We start from the raw sequence: 20,513 nt of genomic DNA on the forward strand, positions 1-20,513 counted from the left end.
CTAAGGAGCCCGCGATGGCCGAGATTGAACGCGAAGCGATGGAATACGATGTGGTTATCGTGGGTGCAGGCCCGGCGGGCCTTTCGGCAGCCATCCGTCTGAAACAGCTGGACGCGGACCTGAACGTGGTTGTTCTGGAAAAAGGCTCGGAAGTGGGCGCGCATATCCTGTCGGGCGCGGTTTTGGACCCCTGTGGTCTGGATGCGCTGATCCCCGACTGGAAGGAAAAAGGCGCGCCGTTGAACACGCCGGTGACCGAAGACAATTTCTACATGCTGGGCGAGGCGGGTAAGATCCGTATTCCCAACTTCCCGATGCCGCCGCTGATGAACAACCACGGCAACTACATCGTCTCGATGGGGAATGTTTGCCGCTGGATGGCGGAACAGGCCGAAGAGCTGGGCGTGGAAATATTCCCCGGCATGGCGTGTTCAGAGCTGGTTTACGGCGACAACGGCGAGGTTAAAGGCGTCGTGGCCGGGGTGTTTGGCCTGGAACCCGACGGCTCATACGGCCCCAACACCGAACCTGGTATGGAGCTGCACGGCAAATATGTCTTCCTGTCCGAAGGCGTGCGCGGCTCGCTGTCCAAAGAGGTCATCGCCAAATACGACCTGCAGGCTGGCAAAGAGGTGCAAAAATACGGCGTCGGCATGAAAGAGATCTGGGAGATCGACCCCGCCAAGCACAAGGAAGGCACCGTCACGCATACGATGGGCTGGCCTCTGGGCAGCAACGCGGGCGGCGGATCCTTTATCTATCACCTTGAAAACAATCAGGTCTATGTCGGGTTTGTGGTCCACCTGAACTATAAAAACCCGCACCTGTACCCGTATATGGAGTTTCAGCGCTTCAAGCATCATCCGATGGTGGCCGAGCTGCTTAAGGGCGGCAAGCGCGTGGCCTACGGTGCCCGTGCGATCACCGAAGGCGGCTATCAGTCGATGCCGAAACTGGTAGCGCCGGGCGTGGCGCTGTTGGGCTGTTCGGCGGGCATGGTCAACGTGCCGCGCATCAAGGGCAATCACAACGCGATGCTGTCGGGCAAAGCCGCGGCTGAAGCCGCCTTTGACGCCATCAAGGCAGAACGCTCGGGCGATGAGCTGACCGATTACGAGACCGATGTGCGCAATGGCCCGATCGGCAGCGATCTGAAAAAGGTGCGAAACGTCAAGCCGATCTGGTCGAAATGGGGTCTGACCGCCAGCCTGATGCTGGGCGGTCTGGATATGTGGACCAACACGCTGGGCTTTTCGCTGTTGGGCACAGTGGGCCATGGCAAGAACGACGCGGATTCGACCGAAGAGGCCAGCAAACACAAGCCTATCGATTATCCCAAACCCGATGGCACGCTGTCGTTTGACCGCCTAACCAACGTCTCGTTTGCGATGACCAATCACGAGGAAAGCCAGCCCTGTCACCTGAAACTGGCGGACCCGGACATCCCGGTCAAAGTCAACCTGCCCAAATACGACGAACCGGCGCAGCGCTATTGCCCGGCGGGTGTGTATGAGATGGTCGAGGATGAAGGCAGTCCGCGCTTCGTGATCAACTTCCAGAACTGCGTCCACTGCAAGACCTGCGACATCAAGGACCCCAGCAAGAACATCACTTGGACCACGCCGCAGGGTGGCGACGGGCCAAACTATCCAAATATGTAAGCAAAAAACCGGGCACTGGCAGGGTCGTGAAGGCTCTGCCATTGCCTCTTGCCAGCCAAAGCCCTAGCTTGTTGCGCAGACAAGAATAGCAAGGCAGGATTTTGGTGATTTCTCTGGTTCGTCGCGCCGCAATGGCTGCGCTCTTCACCTCGTCGATTGTGCTTCCAGCTGTAGCGGATTCGGGGTCCGGTGCGTATTTGGCTGGCCGTCAGGCCATCTATCAGAACGACTATTCAGCCGCTGAAAAATACTATGCGCAGGCCCTGAAAGCCGATCCTGAAAATGCAGCATTGTTGGAAAGCGTGGTTGTCGCACGGCTGGCGCTGGGCGATGTGGCACGCGCGCTGCCTGTTGCGCAGATGATTGAGGATGCCGGTCTGCCCAGTCAGGCAGCAAGGATGGTGATCACCGCCAATCTGGTGGCCGACGGCAAACTGGATGAATTGCTGGCCCGTGATCCCGAAACGCAAGGCGTGGGGCCTTTGGTCGACGGTTTGGTACAGGGATGGGCATACATTGGCCAAGGGGCCATGACCCGCGCGATGGAGCAGTTTGACGAGGTCGCAACGCAGGATGGCTTGCGCGACTTTGCACTGTACCACAAGGCGCTGGCGCTGGCCTCGGTTGGCGATTTTGAAGGGGCCGAAGAAGTATTCACGGCCCATAACGGTGCGGTTGCCCGCTTTTCGCGACGGGCCGCTTTGGCCCGGGCCGAGGTTTTGTCGCAACTGGACCGCAATGAAGAGGCACAGCAATTTCTGGGTGAGGTATTTGCGGCCGGCAGCGACCCGTCGATCGAAGGTTATGTGGCGCGCCTGTCCGATGGTGACACCCTGCCGTTCACCCATGTTCAATCCGCGCAAGATGGCATGGCCGAGGTTTTCTTTTCCGTCGGCGCAGCGCTGAGCAATGAGGCGGCGCAGAACTATGTCCTGCTTTATGTGCGCACGGCTGCGTTCCTGCGTCCCGGACATGTGGATGCGATCTTGCTGAGTGCCGAATTGCTGGACGTGCTGGAGCAATATGATCTGGCCGTGGAAGCCTATCGTCAGGTACCCGCCAGCAGCAGTGATTATCACGCGGCTGAACTTGGCCGGGCCGAGGTGCTTAGCCGGTCGGACAAAAAGGATGCTGCTGCCGAGGTGTTGCAGACCCTGGCCAGCCAGAACCCAAACCTGCCTAGCGTTCATGTAGCTCTGGCCGATCTGCAACGCCAGCAAGAAGAATACACCAGCGCTGTCGCGTCTTATGATCGTGCCATCGAACTGACCGAGGGTGGGAACTGGTTTTTGCACTATGCCCGCGGCATCTCGCACGAACGGCTCAAGCAATGGGATCAGGCCGAGGCCGATTTCCGCCGCGCGCTTGAGTTGAACCCAGATCAGCCGCAGGTGTTGAACTATTTGGGATATTCCCTGGTCGAACGGCGCGAAAAACTGGACGAGGCGCTGAACATGATCGAACGCGCCGTCGCGGCGCGCCCCGACAGCGGTTATATCGTCGACAGTCTGGGCTGGGTCCTGTTTCGTCTGGGCCGCTATGATGAGGCGGTCGAACATATGGAGCGCGCGGTCGAGCTGATGGCGGTTGATCCAGTGGTGAACGATCATCTGGGTGATGTTTATTGGGCTGTGGGCCGCGCGCGCGAGGCTGAGTTCCAGTGGAAACGCGCCCTGTCCTTCATTGATCCTGAAGACACGGATGCCGAGGCTGATCCCGACCGTATCCGTCGCAAGCTGGAGATTGGCCTCGACGAGGTTCTGGCCGAAGAAGGGGCGGAACCGTTGAAGGTCGCCAATGGCAACTAAGGCCTTCGCGCCCGCCAAGATCAACCTGACTCTGCATGTGACCGGCCAGCGGGTTGATGGATATCACCTGTTGGATTCGCTGGTCGTATTTGCTGATGTGGGCGACAGGTTGCAGTTTACACCAGGCCCTGAATTGTCGATCTCAGTCACCGGAGAACACGCGGCAGGCGTGCCCACGGACAGTCGCAATCTGGTCTGGAAAGCGGCCCAAGCCGCCGGGTGGACGGGCCATATCGATCTGAACAAGGTGCTGCCGCATGGTGGCGGGATTGGCGGCGGTTCGTCTGACGCCGCCGCGACCCTTTGGGCGTTGGCTGGTCAGGGGGTCGACATACAAGAGGACCTGCCTGTTTCTCTGGGCGCTGATGTATCTGTTTGCATGGCCGCCCAAGCAACACGAATGCAGGGAATTGGCGATAGGCTAACGTCCGTGTCCCTTCCGAATTTGCCCGCAGTTCTGGTCAACCCGGGTATTCCGGTGCCCACATCTTCGGTGTTCCAGGCGTTGGCCCGGCGGGACAACCTGCCCATGCCGACTGATATCCCGGAATTCGAGAATGCCAGGGCCTGCGCCGAATGGTTGCGTGACCAGCGGAATGATCTGGAAATCCCCGCAATGGGCATCGCCCGCGAAATTGAGTTTGCGCTGGATACACTGCGATTGACTACGCGCGCGGTGTTGGCCCGCATGTCGGGGTCAGGTTCGACCTGTTTCGCGCTCTATCCCACAATGAAAGACGCGCATTTCGCAGCGTACGAGATCGGCGCGGCCCATCCCGATTGGTGGTGCCGTGCGGTGCAGCTTAATTGAGGCGCGAAACCACATAATCGGCCAGATCACGCAGCAGCGTGCGAATCTCATGATCGGGCAGGGGCGCCAGCGCATCCTTGGCCTTGGCGGCCCAGTCGAACGCATCTGACCGGGTGGCGTCGAGCGTGCCGTATTTTCCCATCAGGCTCAGCGCGTGGTCCAGGTCACCCTCTTCCTGACGACCCCGGCCAATCGTGCGCTCCCAAAAGGCATGTTCATCAGGGGTGGCTTGCGCCACGGCCTTGATCACCGGCAGGGTCAACTTGCGTTCGCGGAAATCGTCGCCGACATTTTTGCCGGTGGCCTTGCTATCACCTTGATAATCCAGCAGATCATCAGCGATCTGGAAGGCAACACCCAAAGCATCGCCATAGTCATACAGCGCCTTGATCTGTTCCTCGGACGCTCCGGCGATTACACCGCCAACCTCGGTCGCGGCAGAGAACAGGGCGGCGGTCTTGCCGCGTACAACCTGCAGGTAAATCGCCTCATCCGTGCCCAGATCGGTGGCCGCAGTCATCTGCAGCACTTCACCTTCGGCAATGGTGGCCGAGGCATTGGCCAGAATATCCAGGACACGCAGTGACCCGGTCTCAACCATCAACTGGAAACTGCGGGAGAACAGGTAATCGCCCACCAGAACGCTGGATTTGTTGTCCCACAGCAGGTTCGCCGTTGGGCGGCCACGCCGCTGGGCGCTTTCGTCTACCACATCGTCATGCAGTAGGGTCGCCGTGTGGATGAACTCAACCGTCGCGGCCAGCCGCACATGGTGGTCGCCCGCGTAACCGAACAGACGTGCGGCCGCCAGGGTCAGCATCGGACGCAGACGTTTGCCACCGGCCTCAACCAGATGTGCTGTTACTTCGGGGATGCGCGGCGCGTGATCAGAGGCCATGCGCGTGCGGATCAGCTCATTCACCGCAGCCATTTCGCTGGTCAGAAGGTCAGCCAGCCGCTCATGCGGTTTTGTGATCGCGTCGATTTCCATCACACTCCTGATACAAGGCTCGACTTTCGACTTACCTTGCCCTTACATCCATCCCTATGAAAGAACTTTTGCGCAGCACCGATCCGACGATCCTGGCCTTTGCTTCGGCCCTTCTTGAGGGTGAGGATATAGACTGCTTTCAGATGGACGTAAATATGAGCATCCTCGAAGGCGGCATCGGAATCTTCCCCCGTCGTCTGATGGTGCGGGCTGATGACCTGACGCGGGCTGAACGGGTGATGCGCGATAATGAGATTCCGCTGGGTCGATGAGCCATTTTCCGGATAATGATCTGACATGTAACGATTTTTTGAACGGCCGTGTGCGCCTGTGGCAACCGCGTTTGGGATATCGTGCGGGCGTGGACCCGGTCTTGCTGGCTGCCTCGGTTCCGGCGACACGTGGTCACACCGTGCTGGAACTGGGCTGCGGGGCAGGCGCCGCGATCCTGTGCCTTCTGGCGCGTGTGCCGGGATTGCATGGGGTCGGGGTGGAGTTGCAGGCCAGCTATGCCGCGCTGGCCCGTCGCAACGCAGCCGAGAACGCCGCGTCGTTCGAGGTGGTCGAGGCCGATCTTGCCGCCCTGCCTGCCGATCTGAAACAGCGCCAGTTTGACCATGTCATCGCCAACCCGCCTTATTACCGCGCCGGAGCGCACAGTGCCGCTGCGGATGACGGACGGGCAATCGCGCTTGGTGAGGGCACACCACTGGGTGTTTGGTTCGACACTGCGGCCAAACGTCTCGCACCGCGCGGCTATTTGCACATGATCCAAAAGGCCGACCGTTTGCCAGATATGCTTGCGGGCTGCACGGGGCGCCTGGGCTCAGTCGAGGTGTTGCCTTTGGCGGCACGCGCGGGTCGGGCTGCCGAATTAGTGATTTTACGCGCCAAAAAGGGCGGAAAGGCCGCGTTTCGGTTGCATGCGCCGTTGATTTTGCATGCAGGCGCGCGCCACGAAAAAGACGGTGAAAGCTACACACCGCAGGTTTCGGCGGTGCTGCGCGATGCGGCCGCCCTGCCGGGGTTGTCCGGCCAATAGGCAGTAACCAGCCGAATTTGTCGGATTTATTACAGAATCTGTGCGTATGCAGCGTGACAGGGTGGAAACGATGTGATCAACTTCTTACGTGAAACTCAGACACCAACAGAGGAGTATCGCCATGAGCGTGAGCGCACACCTGACCGAACTGAAGAAAAAGCACGAAACACTCGGTCTTGAAGTTGAACAAGCCCAACGCTCGCCTGGCATCGACGATCTCCATATTGCACAACTCAAAAAGCAGAAGCTTAAGCTAAAAGAAGAGATCGAGCGCCTGTCAGCCTAGCGACGCAAGCTCGCCCGCGCGGCAATGGCCGCGCCGCCAGTGATCAACACGGCCGCGATCGCCAGACCCCAGGACGGGGCGGCGATCCCGGCCCCAACCAAAGCCAGCGTAGACAACAGCGGTGCCGCGTAAGAAGCAGTACCGAGGATTTGTATGTCACCCTGCTTTACCCCGATATCCCACACATAAAACGCTAGACCCACCGGCCCCAGACCCAGTGCCACGACCGAAGCCCAGCCAAAGGCGCTGTCGGGCCAGATGGTTTCTTCAACAGCCAGATGCAGCGCGCCCGAGGCAATCGCCGCCGCGATGCAGAACACGGCGACCGAACTGGTCGGAGTGTCCCCCAAACGGCGCGACAGGACCGAATACCCCGACCATGTCAGCGCGCACAGCAGCGCCAGCCCATACCCCGGTAGATGAGCGGTCTGAACCCCTGCGCTACCGCCTCCTGCGATGATGATCGCAGCTCCGGCAAAGCCCAGACAGGCCCCAAACAGATGACCGATACGCAGATGCTCGCCCGGCAATAGCCCGGAAAACAGCACGATCAGCAGGGGCCAGAGATAGGCGATCAACCCAGCCTCAGCTGCTGGAGCCATGCGCAGGGCCGAAAAATAAAGCGCGTGATAGCCGAACAGGCCCGTGGCACCGAACAGATATGTTGTCCAGGGCACCGCCCGTAATTGGGGCAAACCGCCGTTGGCCCATGTCCAGATCAGGCCCAGCGTGCCGCCGATAGAAAAACAGATGGCGTTCAGCAAAAGCGGTGGGGTTGGGGTCGAGCCGACTGTGAACAGCGCCAGTAAAGACCACAGCAGCACAGCCACAAACCCAATCGCTGATGCCTGAGCTTTTGTCATAGGGCCGTGACCTTTTTCACCGATCTGCTTTGAAAGAATACAGCCACCGGGAAGACGTGCAATTCTTTAACTGTCGGTTTCAGAACGAAAAAGGCCGATCCAAAAGGACCGGCCTGAATTGTTCGTGGGTCTGCAGATCAGACGAAGAACTGCGCACCGTTGGCCGAAATTGTCGAGCCATTGATGAACTGAGAATCGTCCGACGCCAGAAATGCCACGCAGCGCGCGATTTCCTCGGGCTCGCCCAGTCGACCAGCCGGGATTTGACCGATGATGGATTCACGAACCTTCTCGGGAACCGCCATCACCATCTCGGTTGCGATGTAGCCGGGGCAGATGGCGTTCGCGGTGATACCAGCACGAGCCCCTTCTTGCGCGAGGGATTTCACAATACCGAGATCACCCGCTTTGGTCGCGGCATAGTTCACCTGCGCGAACTGGCCTTTCTGACCATTGATCGAGCTGATGACGATCACACGGCCAAACTTGCGCTCGCGCATGCCGGACCATACCGGGTGGACGGTGTTGAAAACGCCGGTCAGGTTGGTGTCGATCACCTGATGCCACTGCTCAGGGGTCATTTTGTGGAACGGGGCATCGCGGGTGATGCCTGCATTGGCGACCACGATGTCGATCGGGCCAACTTCGGCTTCGACCTTTTCGATGCCCGCTTTCGATTCGTCATAGTCGGCCACGTTCCACTTGTAGGTGGCGATGCCGGTTTCCTCGGTGAATTTTGCGGCGGCTTCGTCATTGCCGGCATAGGTGGCTGCAACATTGTAGCCTTCAGCCTTGAGCGCCTTGGAAATTGATGCGCCGATGCCGCGGGAACCGCCGGTGACGAGTGCTGTACGTGCCATTGAGGAATCCTCCAATTAAGTCTGACTTGGTAATTCTGTTACTCTGAGAGAGATTGCTGCGCAATATCGTTTCGTCTTCGTTTTGATCTTTCTGTTCGGCGATATTGTCGCATCTAAGGGATAGGGCCCGAATGTAACAAAAAAGGGCGCCCAGTAGACGCCCTTTTCCATTTAGTTGTCAAAGCACTTAGTCGCGCTCCACACACAGGGCGACACCCATGCCGCCGCCGATGCAAAGGGTCGCCAGACCCTTTTTCGCGTCGCGGCGCTTCATTTCGAACAGCAGGGTGTTCAGAACGCGGCAGCCCGATGCGCCGATCGGATGGCCGATAGCGATTGCGCCACCGTTGACGTTCACGATGGATGGGTCCCAACCCATGTCCTTGTTCACGGCACAAGCCTGTGCGGCAAAGGCTTCGTTGGCTTCAACCAGATCCAGATCGTCAACCGACCAGCCCGCTTTTTCCAGCGCTTTGCGCGAGGCATAGATCGGACCAACGCCCATGATCGCCGGGTCCAGACCCGCCGTGGCGTAAGAGGCGATGCGGGCGAGAGGCTCGATCCCGCGCTTTTCGGCGTTTTCGGCTGACATCAGTAGGGTTGCGGCGGCACCGTCGTTCAGGCCCGAGGCATTGGCTGCGGTGACCGAGCCATCCTTGGTGAAGGCTGGGCGCAACTTGCCCATGGCTTCCATGGTTGCGCCGTGGCGGATGTACTCGTCTTTGTCCATCACGATGTCGCCCTTGCGGGTCTTGATAGTGAATGGAGTGATTTCGTCGGCGAATTTACCAGCCTTTTGCGCGGCTTCAGCCTTGTTCTGCGAAGCAACGGCGAATTCGTCCTGCATGTCACGGCTGATCTGCCATTTTTCAGCAACGTTTTCAGCGGTTTGGCCCATGTGATAGCCGTTGAAGGCATCCCACAGACCATCGCGGATCATCGTGTCGATATATTTCATGTCGCCCATCTTGTGACCGGCGCGCAGCGCGGCGGCATGGGGCGAAAGGGTCATATTTTCCTGACCACCGGCGGCCACGATTTCGGCATCGCCCAGCTGGATGTGCTGTGCGCCCAACGCAACCGCGCGCAGACCCGAGCCACACACCTGGTTGATGCCCCAAGCCGCGCTTTCTTGCGGCAGACCGGCATTGATATGGGCCTGACGCGCCGGGTTCTGGCCCTGTGCAGCCGTCAGTACCTGACCCATGATGGTTTCGCTGACTTCACCCTTGTCAACTCCGGCACGGTCTACAACTGCTTCCAGTACGGCAGTGCCAAGGTCATGTGCGGGTGTGTTTGCAAACGAGCCGCCAAAACTGCCGACACCGGTACGGGCTGCAGATGCGATTACTACGTTAGTCATATAGACAATCCTTTACCATCAAGGTCCAGTGGGAACCGTGATGACGCAGATCGCAGAGGTCCGGCCTCTAAGATCCAGAGCGCCTCATGATCCCCCGCTCCAACTGCTCATGGAATAGCGTAACGCTGCAATTGCAGCAACGGTCAGCTTGTCTCAGGTAAATTGGAAATGGATTCTAAATCTTTAACTACCGGTTTTCTTGAGTTTTTTGTCTTTCCAAGGGCCCGACACAGTGGGTGCGCCGAACAAAAACCCCTGCAAGCAGTCCACGCCATTGGCCACAAGGAATTCGGCATCGCCCCTGGTTTCGACCGATTCGGCGGTTACTAGAATTTCAAATTCCCGGGCCACAGCGACCAGTGCCCGGACCAACGCTTGATTGTCCGGGTTTTCGGAAACTCCGCGCACGAACTGACCGTCGATCTTGGCGGCATCAAACAAAAACTCGCGAAAGTGGCGGAAACTGAAATTGCTGGCACCGAAATCGTCCAGCGCAAACGCAACGCCGCGCGGTTGCAGCCGGTCCATGAAATCAATCACCAACTCGGGCACAGTCATGGCCGAACTTTCCGAAATTTCCAGAATCAGCCGTTCGCCCAAATTGGCGTCTTTCTTGAGAAACCGATCTAAAACCCGAGAATACCGCGCATAGCCGATCGAACGTGCGGACATGTTGATGGACAGGCGGATTTCGGGGTTATTGATCAGTGTCCTCAACCCCATTTCCAATGCGACACAATCCAGATCCCGCCCGATCGGGGTGTTTTCCAATTGCGGCATGAAATCCCGTGCAGGAATAACCCGCCCGGTTTCGTCCAGCACCCGAATGAACCCTTCGTAGAACGCTACACCGAATGGTTGATGCGCCTGCATGACCGGCTGAAAGGCCAGTTTGCATTGTTTGTGCTTTACCGCTTCGGTCGCCATCTGAACCGAGGATTCGTCACGGGATGCGACGGCTGCGTTCAGCGGGCTTTCGGCACCCTCGGGCGCATCTGCCTGTTTCCTGTCCCGCATGTCCTTGCCAAGCCCCTTAACGTCACCGGTCAGGGCCTTATTTCAAGGCAAAGGTATGAATTTGCGGTTAAGAGGAGCGATTTTGCCAGGTGTCAGCGCGCGGATTCCCAAACCCGTCCTAGTACAGCGGCGGCGCCGACCACGGCTCCCATGAAGCCCAGTGCAAGCATGACAAAGCCCATTGCAACGATGGTTGAGGGGCCACCCGTCAGTGCCGTCAACATGGCCAAAGCCAGACCGATCAAACCAAGTGTGGTCGATACTGTCATCAAACGGGTCATGGCGGCCTCCGGGTTACTGGCTACGGGTCACATCCGCTGAATATGGAATGTGAAATCCCGTTTTCAAGAAAGCAGAGAGTCGAACAGGCGGATTTAGGCCTGTTTTGCCTGTGGATTGGGCGTCTGGGCCTCAAGTTGTTCAAAACCGGGCGTTCCGTGATCTTCGGGATGGCGCGCCAGATGCCGGGCTTTGATCTGTTCCGAGCTTTCGCGGCTGCCATCATGGCTGTAACCCGGTGGAGCAAAGCAATAGGCCAGACGTTCGCGCAACGTCAGCCTCGGCTGGGTTGCGTCGCGCCAGATACTGACCCATTCGTGAAAGGCCACGCGCAGCGGGTTGAACGTGCCGATATTGTGGACCAGCCCGTAATCGACGCGGTCGTCCTTTTGTTCGGGCACAAACGTGCCAAACAGTTTGTCCCAGATGATGAAAACCCCAGCATAGTTGCAATCCAGATAACGCGCGTTCCGTCCATGATGGGCGCGGTGGTGGCTAGGGGTGTTCATCACCGCCTCGAACCAGCGGGGCATTTTCCCAATCGCCTCGGTATGAATCCAGAACTGATAGATCAGGTTCAAACCGCCGCAGAACAGCACCATCGCCGGGTGGAAGCCCAGCAGGATCAGCGGCGCACGTACCACCATCATGAAGGTAAACGTATAGGTCCATGTCTGCCTCAGCGCCGTGGTCAGATTGTAGTGTTGAGAACTGTGGTGGTTCACGTGACTGGCCCAGACCCAGCGGATGCGGTGACCGAACCGATGCACCCAGTAATAGCGTAAATCATCCAGCACAAAGCACAGGATGATCACCGGAATCGAGGTGCCCAGGTTCAGCGGCGTGATCTGCCACAGCCACATGAAAAAACCATATGCGATGAACCCAAGCAGCAACCCCGAGGCGATATTTCCCGCCCCCATGATCAGCGAGGTGACGGCATCGCGCGTCTCATACCGTCCGCCCCTGCCTTTGAAAGCGATCCACAGGAACTCGGCCAGAATGGCGGCGATGAAGAACGGCACCGCCCATTGCACGGCGTCGGGAAAGCTCACTTGGTCGGTCATGCGGGGTCCATCAGGTTTTGCCAGTGGGGGCGTTCGAAATCGTCAAGGCGGATCAGGGCTTTGGGCGTGCCGAAGTCATGAAATTGAATTTCGAACCCCTCGGGGTGATCGATCCAGTCGAAATCCAGAAGGTGGCGCGCCACCGTATCGGCACCAAAGGACCACAACAGCCCGTTTCCCGTCTCGGTACGGATCAGGGCGGACCGCTTGTCATGTGCGATTGTTATATCAATTATTACGTCGTCCGGCGCATGGCGCAGCCATTCCGAACGCGCGGTCTGGGGGGTCAGTTCGCGCACGCGTGACCGCCCTGACAGGTGCAGCAGAACGGTGATGCCGACGATGCCTCCGACCACCAGAACCAGAAGTATTTCAAGCGGCATTCTTTCCTCCCGCCCGACAGATTGCAGAGCGGCAATGACGCTGTCAAAGGTAGCGTTACGTCAGCCAGCTTCGAACGTGTCCAGGACTTCGTGCTGCACCACGCGTTCGACAAAGGGCACCAGCCCATCAGGCCCCGAGGCCCTGTCTTTCAGGTGTATGCAGATGTCTGGCCTGCGTGCTGCGATGATGCCCACCATCTCGCCGCGGATCTTGTCATCCAAGCCCGCGCCCATGACCGCACAGACGATCCGTGGTTCGGCATCCAATTGCCGCCGGACCTCATCCTGATCATGCGCACCCAGCCATTGAATCGGCATGTGATCCAGACGCCGCGCCACGTCGCCGATGACATTCGGCAAGCGACCGATCAACAGAACCACTGGTTTCATTGTCGCCTCCTTTCACTGGTAACCAACAGAAAAACCGGCCCCGAGGGACCGGTTCTATTCTAGCACAGATGAATTCTGTGTTTCTGCCTAGTTGGAAATGGTCATAGGCACAGCCTCACCTTTTCCTTTATCGCGTGTGAAGGTTACCTGATTGCCATCGATTGTAACTTTCTGGCAATCTTCGGGAAGTTGGTTGGTTCCAATAAAAACATTTCGGCAAAAATACCTTTTGTTCCAGACCCAAGCCCCTTTGATTTTGCCTTTTTTGGCGGTTTCCCCCTGAATCGTTCCGTCTGCCGCGACGACAAGCCAGGACCCTCCGCTTACGAGCTTCTTGCCAACGATTGTGTCCATGAATTGTTGTTGCTTTTTAATGTCTTTGGCGTCTGCTGTCGTCGCTGCAATACAAAGAACACTGACCGCCGCGATCAGGATGGCAATTGATTTCATAGCTATTCCCCCAACGATTAAAGCTGAGAGAGTAGCATGATTCGTCGTTTTTCGTGTGTGTTTACTTAGCTTTCAGCGCCGACAAGCGTCGCGATAATCGCCTTGGCACTTTCTGAATTCCATTCCGCATCGCCGATTAACCGGGCAATTTCCTGACCCTCAGGATCCAGAATAACGGTGATTGGCAACGCAACAACGCCAAACTCGCGCGCGGCGGCTGAACCGGGGTCCTGATGGCGCGGCAGGTTATTGATGCCGTTTTCCTCGAAGAACTTCTTGATCCCGGCGGGTGAGTTGCGCCCGGTGGCAAGGGTCAGAACCTCAAACTTGTCACCGCCGAACTCTTCTTGCAGCTCGGCAATCTGCGGCATCTCTTTGCGGCAAGGCGCACACCACGTGGCCCAGAAGTTCACCAGAACATACTTGCCGGCATAGTCCTCAAGCGTTCCAACTCCGCCCTCATCTTCCAGCTGGAATTCGATTGTTTTTGCGGGCTTGGGTTCTTTGTGCAGGATCAGGCGTTTCAGTGTTCCATCACGCAGCGGGCCAAGCGTTTCGGCATCTGTCGCCAAAGCGGCGTTTGCACCCAGCGCAAGGGCCATATAAAGGGGGATCAGACGAAATAGGCGCATATCAACTCCGGGTTTTCTTACATGACCGATCAATCTTCGAACCAGATGTGGGGCGGCCGCTTTGCCGCCGGTCCAGACGCGATCATGGAGGCAATCAATGCCTCGATCGGGTTCGATCAGCGGATGGCAGCCCAGGACATCGCAGGCTCGCGCGCCCATGCCGCCATGTTGGCTGCCACAGGCGTAATAACTGATAGTGATGCGCAGGCAATTCGGGAAGGGCTGCTCACCGTTTTGTCAGAAATTCAGAACGGGGAATTTCAGTTCTCGACCGCGCTGGAAGACATCCACATGAATGTCGAAGCGCGTCTGAAAGAGGTTATTGGCGAGCCTGCAGGTCGTTTGCACACGGGCCGCAGCCGGAATGACCAGGTTGCGACCGATTTCAAACTGTGGGTGCGTGATCAACTGGACGCGGCAGAGAGCGGCCTGCTGGCCCTGATCCGCGCGCTTTTGGCGCAGGCCGAGGCCGGGGCCGATTGGGTCATGCCAGGCTTTACCCATCTGCAAACCGCACAGCCGGTGACGTGGGGCCACCACATGATGGCCTATGTCGAGATGTTTGGCCGTGACCTGAGCCGCGTCCGCGATGCGCGAGCCCGGATGAACGAATCCCCCTTGGGGGCGGCGGCCTTGGCTGGGACGTCTTTTCCCATCGACCGCCAGATGACGGCCGAGGCGCTGGGCTTTGACCGGCCTGCCGCCAACTCGCTGGACGCAGTCAGCGACCGCGATTTCGCGCTTGAGTTCCTGTCGACCGCCTCGATCTGCGCCATGCACCTGTCGCGCTTTGCTGAAGAGCTGGTGATCTGGTCTTCGGCCCAGTTCCGATTTGTCACCCTGTCTGATCGGTTTTCAACTGGTTCGTCGATCATGCCGCAGAAGAAGAACCCGGATGCTGCAGAGTTAATCCGCGCCAAAGTGGGCCGCATTTACGGTGCAAATACCGCATTGATGATGGTGATGAAAGGCCTGCCGCTGGCCTATTCCAAGGACATGCAAGAAGACAAGGAGCAGGTCTTTGATGCCGCCGACAATTGGATGCTGGCGCTGGCTGCGATGGAAGGTATGGTTAAGGACATGACTGCCAACCGCGAGAGCCTTGCGGCGGCAGCGGGCTCGGGGTTCTCGACCGCTACCGACCTTGCTGACTGGCTGGTTCGTGTATTGGGCCTGCCGTTCCGCGACGCCCACCATGTGACCGGATCGCTGGTGGCCATGGCCGAAAGCAAAGGCTGCGACTTGCCTGACCTGACGCTGGAGGACATGCAATCGGTCCACGCAGATATCACCGATGACGTCTATTCTGTCCTTACCGTCCAAAATTCGGTAAACTCGCGCCAGTCTTATGGCGGCACCGCACCGGATCAGGTGCGGGCCCAGATCAAGCGATGGAGGGCGTTGGTATGATGCAAATTCTCCGTGTTGTCCTGCTGATTGCGGCTGGGTTTGCCCTGGCCGCCTGTGGCGCAGATGGCGAGCCGATCCAACCCACGATGAGCGCCAATGTAGGCGTCGGAAGCAGTGGCACCTATGTTGGTGGTGGTGTTGGCTTTCGGCGCGGTGGATTGGGTGTTTTTCTTGGGGTTTAATCCTCTGAGGTAATTGCATTTTGTCCACGCGGCGCCCATGTTCGCACGTATGATCGGCCTAGCGCCGAATTTCCTGAGCTAAGATGACATCATGAAGATTTTCGGCCTGATCCTGACTATTGCCGTACTTGCGGCCTGCGAGCCTTCGCACAACTCCCGCCCCGAACCCGAGGCGAATTCCGGCAGCTCTGGCGTTTCGATTTCGGGCTATGGTCGGGTTGGCGTTTCTGTCACCAACTGACCGAATAGCGCCGGATGTGCGGAATCCATTGATCCGCCGGGCGGTTTTGGTCTAAGCGCGCTGTCATGGATCACTTTCTCTACCGCGACGGCGCGCTTTACGCCGAGGATGTCCCAATCTCCGAAATCGCTGCCGCGGTCGGGACCCCGTTTTACGTCTATTCCACCGCGACTTTACTGCGCCATTTCCAGCTGTTCGATGATGCGCTGGAAGGGACCGAGCATCTTGTATGCTATGCGATGAAAGCCGCCAGTAATCAGGCGATCCTGAAAACGCTGGCGCAGGCGGGCGCGGGGATGGATGTGGTCTCGGGCGGGGAATACCTGCGCGCCAAGGCGGCGGGTGTGTCCGGCGATAAAATCGTGTTCTCAGGCGTTGGCAAAACTGTGGATGAGATCCGCACCGCGCTGACCGGGGGCATCCGTCAGTTCAACGTCGAATCCGAGCCCGAGATGGAAGTGATTAACGCTGTAGCACTGGAATTGGGTGTGGTTGCGCCGATCACTGTGCGGGTTAACCCGGATGTTGATGCCAAAACCCACGCCAAGATCGCTACAGGAAAGTCCGAGAACAAGTTCGGTATTCCCATCGCCCGCGCGTCAGAGGTCTATGCCCACGCCGCGTCCCTGCCCGGGCTTGAGGTGATTGGCATCGACGTCCATATCGGCTCGCAACTGACCGAGCTGGAGCCGTTCGAGCTGGCCTATACCAAAGTCGCAGAGTTGACTGAGCAGCTGCGTGCCGAAGGTCACAATATCCGCCGTCTCGATCTGGGCGGAGGTTTGGGCATTCCCTATACCCGTGCCAATGACGCACCACCGCTGCCCGTAGAATACGGTGCGTTGATCAAGAAAACGCTGGGCCATCTGGATTGCGAGATCGAGATCGAACCTGGTCGTCTGATCGCGGGCAATGCCGGTTTGATGATCAGCAAGGTGATCTATGTGAAATCCGGTGAGGGGCGCGATTTTCTGATCCTCGACGGGGCCATGAACGACCTGATCCGCCCCGCCATGTACGAGGCGCATCACGATATCGTTGCCGTGCAGGAACCGGCGCCGGGCGTTGAACAACAGCCCTATGATATTGTCGGTCCGGTCTGTGAGACCGGTGATACCTTCGCCAAACAACGCAACATGCCACCGCTGGCGCCGGGTGATCTGGTGGCCTTTCGCAGCGCCGGAGCCTATGGGGCGGTGATGGCCAGCGAATATAACACGCGCCCCCTGATCCCTGAGGTTCTGGTACATGGGGATCAATTTGCAGTTATTCGTGAACGGCCAAGCTTTGACGAAATCATAAACCGCGATACCATACCTGAGTGGCTTTGACACGATGACCGTGCGGGCCCGCTCAGGAGGCCTGCCTTGAACGCAAGACATAACCTGCCGATTCCAAGACTTTCCCTGTGGCTGACGCACGCAGGGATGCTGGCCGAGCAGGTTTTGCGCGCATTCTGGCCATTTTTCTCGATTTTCATGGCGATTCTGGCTGCGTTGATGCTGGGGTTGCAGGATCACGTCCGGGTCGAGGTGGTCTGGGCAGTGGGTGTTGTCGCAGTGATTGGCCTGCTGGTGGCGCTGGTCTGGGGTATCAGGCGATTCCATTTGCCCAGACGGGCCGAAGCGCTGATGCGGGTGGATGCGTCACTGCCGGGGCGTCCGATTCAGGCGCTTATGGACGATCAGGCCATTGGGGCGATGGATGCCGATTCAGTCGCGCTGTGGCGGGCGCATCAGACGCGTATGGCGCAACGGGCGGCGCAGGCTGAGCCGGTCAAACCAGATTTGCGGCTGGCTGATCGCGATCCTTATGCGTTGCGTTACTCTGCCTTGCTGGCGCTGGTGATTGCGGTTTTGTTCGGATCATTCTGGCGCATTGGTTCAGTGGCCGAGATGACGCCGGGCGCGGCCACGGCTGGGCAGGGGCCCAGCTGGGAAGGCTGGGTGGAGCCGCCACGCTATACCGGCTTGCCGACGCTTTACTTGGCGGATCAATCAGACCCGACACTATCTGTTCCGCAAGGTAGCCGCATCACCCTACGTTTTTATGGCGAAGTCGGCGACCATAGCTTGACCGAGACAACATCGCCCCTGGGCGCCGAAGACGCATCTGAGGTGGAACAGGATTTTATTGCCACCCGTTCAGGCCAGTTGACGATTGATGGTCCGGCAGGGCGGAACTGGGCCGTAAACATCATTGCGGATACGTCGCCGAAGATTGCGATCGCCGACGAAGCCGAGACCGAGGCTGGTGGACGCATGAAACTGCCGTTCACTGCTGTGGACGATTATGGCGTGGTCTCTGGATCAGCCGTGATCGCGCTGGATCTGGCTGAGGTCAGCCGGAGCTATGGTCTGGCCGCTGTACCTGAACCGCGCGAAGTGATCACCGTGGAACTTCCGATGCCGATTACCGGCGACCGGATCGATTTTACCGAAGACCTGATCGAGGATTTCTCGCAGCACCCTTGGGCGCATTTGCCGGTCAAGATTACATTGACGGCACGGGATGCGGCCGATCAGGAAGGCCACTCTGATCCGTATCAGACCACATTGCCTGCGCGGCGTTTCTTTGATCCACTGGCCGCTGCAGTGATCGAACAGCGGCGTGATTTGCTGTGGGCCAGGGACAACGCGCCCCGGGTGTCTCAGATTTTGCGCGCGATCTCGCATCTGCCCGAAGGGTTCTTTCGATCCGACACCGCGTATCTGCGTCTTCGTGTGACCCTGCGGCGATTGGAAATGTTCGATGACTACGGGCTGACACTGGAACAACAGGAAGAGATCGCCCAGGCCCTGTGGGATCTGGCGATCATCATCGAAGACGGTACGCTGGCCGATGCGCTGGAACGGATGCGCCGGGCACAGGAACGCCTGACCGAGGCGATGAAGAACGGCGCCTCCGATGAGGAAATCGCTGAGCTGATGCAAGAGCTGCGCGAGGCAACGCAGGATTACATGCGCCAACTGCAGCGTCTGGCACAGGAAAACGGTGAGTTTGACGAAAACCAACAAGGCGAGAATGGCGAATCCCTGCAGATGACGCAGGACGATCTGCAGCGGATGATGGACCGTATTCAGGAACTGATGGAACAGGGCCGCATGGCTGAGGCTCAGCAGGCGCTGGAAGAGTTCCAGCGGATGATGGAAAACATGCGTGTCACTCAGGGCCAGGGGCAGGGCCAGCAATCCGAAGGCCAGCAGGCGATGGAAGGGTTGGCCGAAACCCTGCGCGAACAGCAAGGCCTCAGCGATCAGGCTTTTCGCGATCTGCAGGAACAGTTCAACCCTGGCGCGCAGGCTGGTGAAAGCCAGGGCAACGAAGGCCGCAATGGCGGTCAGGGTCGGGGGCAAAGCCACGAAGGTCAGGGTGGTCGCGGCGCAGATCAACAGGGCGACGGCCAGCAGGGGCAAGGATCGCTGGCTGATCGCCAACAGGCTTTGCGCGATGAATTGGGTCGTCAGCAACAGAATCTACCCGGTGCGGGCACGCCCGAGGGCGATGCCGCGCGCGATGCGCTGGGCCGCGCAGGGCGGGCTATGGACGAGGCCGAAAATGCGCTGCGCAATGATGATCTGGCTGATGCAATCGACAACCAGTCCGAGGCGATGGAAGCCCTGCGCGAAGGCATGCGGTCACTGGGTGAAGCCTTGGCCCAGAACCAGCAGAACCAACCGGGTCAGGGATCGCAAGAAGGTGATATGCAGGCCAACAGCCGTGATCCGCTGGGCCGCAACCCGGGTTCAAATGGATCGATCTCAACCGATGACAGCCTGTTGCAGGGCGAGGATGTCTATCGTCGCGCCCGCGAATTGCTGGACGAAATCCGTCGCCGCACCGGTGAATCGGATCGTCCTCAGATCGAGTTGGAATACCTCAAGCGGCTGTTAGAGCGGTTCTAGGTCCGTCTTTCAATCAGGTCAGTTCTGTGCTGTCCCCGAAGTCTGTGCTTCGAGCCACAGACGTGCCTGATCCACCAGCGACACATATGGGGTCAGGATCGGTTCGGCCTGCGGCACAGCCTCGCTGATTTTTTGGGCGTTGCCATAGACCAGCAACAGAATGATGCCAACAATCAGGATCAATGCAAATCCGCGCACAAATCCGCCAGATTTACGCGGCGCGGGCTCGTCTTCTGCGCCCATGATGTCGTCGCTGCGCAAGCTGGAATTGATCGCTTCGACATCGGGCAGGTCATCTTTCTGGCCCGCGTCTTCTGCGGTTTCCGTGGCCGTCAGTTCCTTGATGGCGTGTTCGGGGTCAGGTTCCGGAGGAGTGTCCAGTGCCAAATCGGGCTGAGTTTCTATGCTGCCGCCTTCCTGGGCACGCAGCTCAGCCTCTCGGGCGGCTTCCTCTTGCAGGATGCCGGCAACAGCGGGGTCGATATTTCCGGTTGTTTCGGGTTTTTCTGGCTCGGGGGCTGCTTCAGGTTCTGGTGCGGGTGTTGCTTCGGGTTCCAGCGCAGGTTCAGATCTAGGCTCAGCCTGCGGTTCCGCGGCAAACGCTTCATCCACCGGTGTGGGGGTCGGGTCTGTCGCGGCTTCCTCGGCTGCAGGCTCTTCTGAAATGAGCGTGACCGCTGCGGGCGCGGGTTGGTCCGGGTATTTGGCCTGGAACCAGGTGTTCTCGCAATTTGAACACTGAACGTCGCGGCCCTCTTCCGGGATGACTTCGTCTGGCACCTCATATTGGGCACCGCAATTCGGACACGTAAGACGCATGCTGCCTCCTGGTCGGGACCTCGACCTGATAATAGTTTTTTTAGGGATGTTAT

The 20,513-nt window shown here is 58.6% G+C and carries 23 protein-coding genes; 11 read left to right on the forward strand and 12 right to left on the reverse strand.

Features of this window, described 5'->3' with window-relative positions:
* Positions 1-14 precede the first annotated feature (14 nt).
* From ACR0B8_RS12445 to ACR0B8_RS12455, 3 genes are all read left to right on the forward strand, one after another.
* Positions 15-1,661 (forward strand): electron transfer flavoprotein-ubiquinone oxidoreductase, encoded by a 1,647-nt coding sequence (locus tag ACR0B8_RS12445; RefSeq protein ID WP_170361346.1) that lies wholly within the window; start codon positions 15-17, stop codon positions 1,659-1,661.
* 131 nt (positions 1,662-1,792) lie between these two features.
* Positions 1,793-3,469, forward strand: a complete 1,677-nt coding sequence (locus tag ACR0B8_RS12450) for a tetratricopeptide repeat protein (RefSeq protein WP_170361618.1) — start codon at positions 1,793-1,795, stop codon at positions 3,467-3,469.
* On the forward strand, positions 3,459-4,280 hold the full coding sequence (locus ACR0B8_RS12455) for a 4-(cytidine 5'-diphospho)-2-C-methyl-D-erythritol kinase (RefSeq protein ID WP_170361348.1): 822 nt from the start codon (positions 3,459-3,461) through the stop codon (positions 4,278-4,280). Before ACR0B8_RS12450 ends, ACR0B8_RS12455 begins: the two co-directional genes overlap by 11 nt.
* Here ACR0B8_RS12455 and ACR0B8_RS12460 read toward each other — a convergent pair.
* Positions 4,273-5,271, reverse strand: coding sequence for a polyprenyl synthetase family protein (locus tag ACR0B8_RS12460; protein WP_170361350.1), 999 nt, complete (start codon positions 5,269-5,271; stop codon positions 4,273-4,275). The two genes, ACR0B8_RS12455 and ACR0B8_RS12460, sit on opposite strands and share 8 nt — an antisense overlap.
* A 56-nt stretch (positions 5,272-5,327) precedes the next feature.
* Here ACR0B8_RS12460 and ACR0B8_RS12465 point away from each other — a divergent pair, with 56 nt between their 5' ends.
* From ACR0B8_RS12465 to ACR0B8_RS12475, 3 genes are all read left to right on the forward strand, one after another.
* Entirely contained in the window at positions 5,328-5,543 is a 216-nt protein-coding gene (locus ACR0B8_RS12465) for a putative signal transducing protein (RefSeq protein ID WP_037316655.1), read from the forward strand.
* The gene (locus ACR0B8_RS12470) at positions 5,540-6,313 is read left to right on the forward strand and encodes a tRNA1(Val) (adenine(37)-N6)-methyltransferase (RefSeq protein ID WP_226689310.1); all 774 of its coding nucleotides are present in this window, start codon (positions 5,540-5,542) and stop codon (positions 6,311-6,313) included. The genes ACR0B8_RS12465 and ACR0B8_RS12470 overlap by 4 nt, the downstream gene beginning before the upstream one ends.
* Before the next feature lie 121 nt (positions 6,314-6,434).
* Positions 6,435-6,599 (forward strand): YdcH family protein, encoded by a 165-nt coding sequence (locus ACR0B8_RS12475; protein WP_170350663.1) that lies wholly within the window; start codon positions 6,435-6,437, stop codon positions 6,597-6,599.
* Here the strand turns inward: ACR0B8_RS12475 and yddG are convergent.
* From yddG to ACR0B8_RS12525, 10 genes are all read right to left on the reverse strand, one after another.
* Positions 6,596-7,462 (reverse strand): aromatic amino acid exporter YddG, encoded by an 867-nt coding sequence (yddG, locus tag ACR0B8_RS12480; RefSeq protein ID WP_480658637.1) that lies wholly within the window; start codon positions 7,460-7,462, stop codon positions 6,596-6,598. The two genes, ACR0B8_RS12475 and yddG, sit on opposite strands and share 4 nt — an antisense overlap.
* Before the next feature lie 137 nt (positions 7,463-7,599).
* Positions 7,600-8,322: an acetoacetyl-CoA reductase gene (gene phbB / locus ACR0B8_RS12485; RefSeq protein ID WP_170350661.1), complete on the reverse strand. Its 723-nt coding sequence runs from the start codon at positions 8,320-8,322 to the stop codon at positions 7,600-7,602.
* Positions 8,323-8,509: 187 nt separating this feature from the next.
* Positions 8,510-9,685, reverse strand: coding sequence for an acetyl-CoA C-acetyltransferase (locus tag ACR0B8_RS12490; protein WP_226689312.1), 1,176 nt, complete (start codon positions 9,683-9,685; stop codon positions 8,510-8,512).
* Positions 9,686-9,868: 183 nt separating this feature from the next.
* Positions 9,869-10,702 (reverse strand): EAL domain-containing protein, encoded by an 834-nt coding sequence (locus ACR0B8_RS12495; protein WP_170350657.1) that lies wholly within the window; start codon positions 10,700-10,702, stop codon positions 9,869-9,871.
* A 92-nt stretch (positions 10,703-10,794) separates the two neighbouring features.
* On the reverse strand, positions 10,795-10,983 hold the full coding sequence (locus ACR0B8_RS12500) for a hypothetical protein (protein WP_170412670.1): 189 nt from the start codon (positions 10,981-10,983) through the stop codon (positions 10,795-10,797).
* Positions 10,984-11,076: 93 nt separating this feature from the next.
* On the reverse strand, positions 11,077-12,048 hold the full coding sequence (locus ACR0B8_RS12505; RefSeq protein ID WP_480658639.1) for a sterol desaturase family protein: 972 nt from the start codon (positions 12,046-12,048) through the stop codon (positions 11,077-11,079).
* Positions 12,045-12,431, reverse strand: a complete 387-nt coding sequence (locus ACR0B8_RS12510; protein WP_170350652.1) for a hypothetical protein — start codon at positions 12,429-12,431, stop codon at positions 12,045-12,047. Before ACR0B8_RS12510 ends, ACR0B8_RS12505 begins: the two co-directional genes overlap by 4 nt.
* 60 nt (positions 12,432-12,491) lie before the next feature.
* Positions 12,492-12,821 (reverse strand): hypothetical protein, encoded by a 330-nt coding sequence (locus tag ACR0B8_RS12515; RefSeq protein WP_170350651.1) that lies wholly within the window; start codon positions 12,819-12,821, stop codon positions 12,492-12,494.
* A gap of 87 nt (positions 12,822-12,908) precedes the next feature.
* Entirely contained in the window at positions 12,909-13,271 is a 363-nt protein-coding gene (locus ACR0B8_RS12520; RefSeq protein ID WP_170361356.1) for a hypothetical protein, read from the reverse strand.
* A gap of 65 nt (positions 13,272-13,336) precedes the next feature.
* Complete coding sequence (locus ACR0B8_RS12525) at positions 13,337-13,903, reverse strand: TlpA disulfide reductase family protein (protein ID WP_170361358.1); 567 nt, start codon at positions 13,901-13,903, stop codon at positions 13,337-13,339.
* A 21-nt stretch (positions 13,904-13,924) separates the two neighbouring features.
* On the opposite strand from ACR0B8_RS12525, the gene argH reads away from it, so the two are divergent.
* The 5 genes from argH (at position 13,925) to ACR0B8_RS12550 (ending at position 19,641) form a co-directional block, all read left to right on the forward strand.
* Entirely contained in the window at positions 13,925-15,313 is a 1,389-nt protein-coding gene (gene argH, locus ACR0B8_RS12530; protein WP_170377780.1) for an argininosuccinate lyase, read from the forward strand.
* A complete protein-coding gene (locus ACR0B8_RS12535) occupies positions 15,310-15,495 on the forward strand; it encodes an argininosuccinate lyase (protein WP_413247489.1) in 186 nt (61 codons plus the stop codon). Before argH ends, ACR0B8_RS12535 begins: the two co-directional genes overlap by 4 nt.
* Before the next feature lie 91 nt (positions 15,496-15,586).
* Entirely contained in the window at positions 15,587-15,736 is a 150-nt protein-coding gene (locus ACR0B8_RS12540) for a hypothetical protein (protein ID WP_170350645.1), read from the forward strand.
* 65 nt (positions 15,737-15,801) lie between these two features.
* A complete protein-coding gene (gene lysA / locus ACR0B8_RS12545) occupies positions 15,802-17,067 on the forward strand; it encodes a diaminopimelate decarboxylase (protein WP_226689316.1) in 1,266 nt (421 codons plus the stop codon).
* 36 nt (positions 17,068-17,103) lie between these two features.
* A complete protein-coding gene (locus ACR0B8_RS12550; protein WP_319003521.1) occupies positions 17,104-19,641 on the forward strand; it encodes a TIGR02302 family protein in 2,538 nt (845 codons plus the stop codon).
* A gap of 18 nt (positions 19,642-19,659) precedes the next feature.
* On the opposite strand, the gene ACR0B8_RS12555 is transcribed toward ACR0B8_RS12550, so the two are convergent.
* Positions 19,660-20,460: a zinc-ribbon domain-containing protein gene (locus tag ACR0B8_RS12555; RefSeq protein WP_226689317.1), complete on the reverse strand. Its 801-nt coding sequence runs from the start codon at positions 20,458-20,460 to the stop codon at positions 19,660-19,662.
* Positions 20,461-20,513 lie beyond the last annotated feature (53 nt).

The sequence above is a fragment of the Ruegeria sp. BH6 genome (assembly GCF_056538105.1).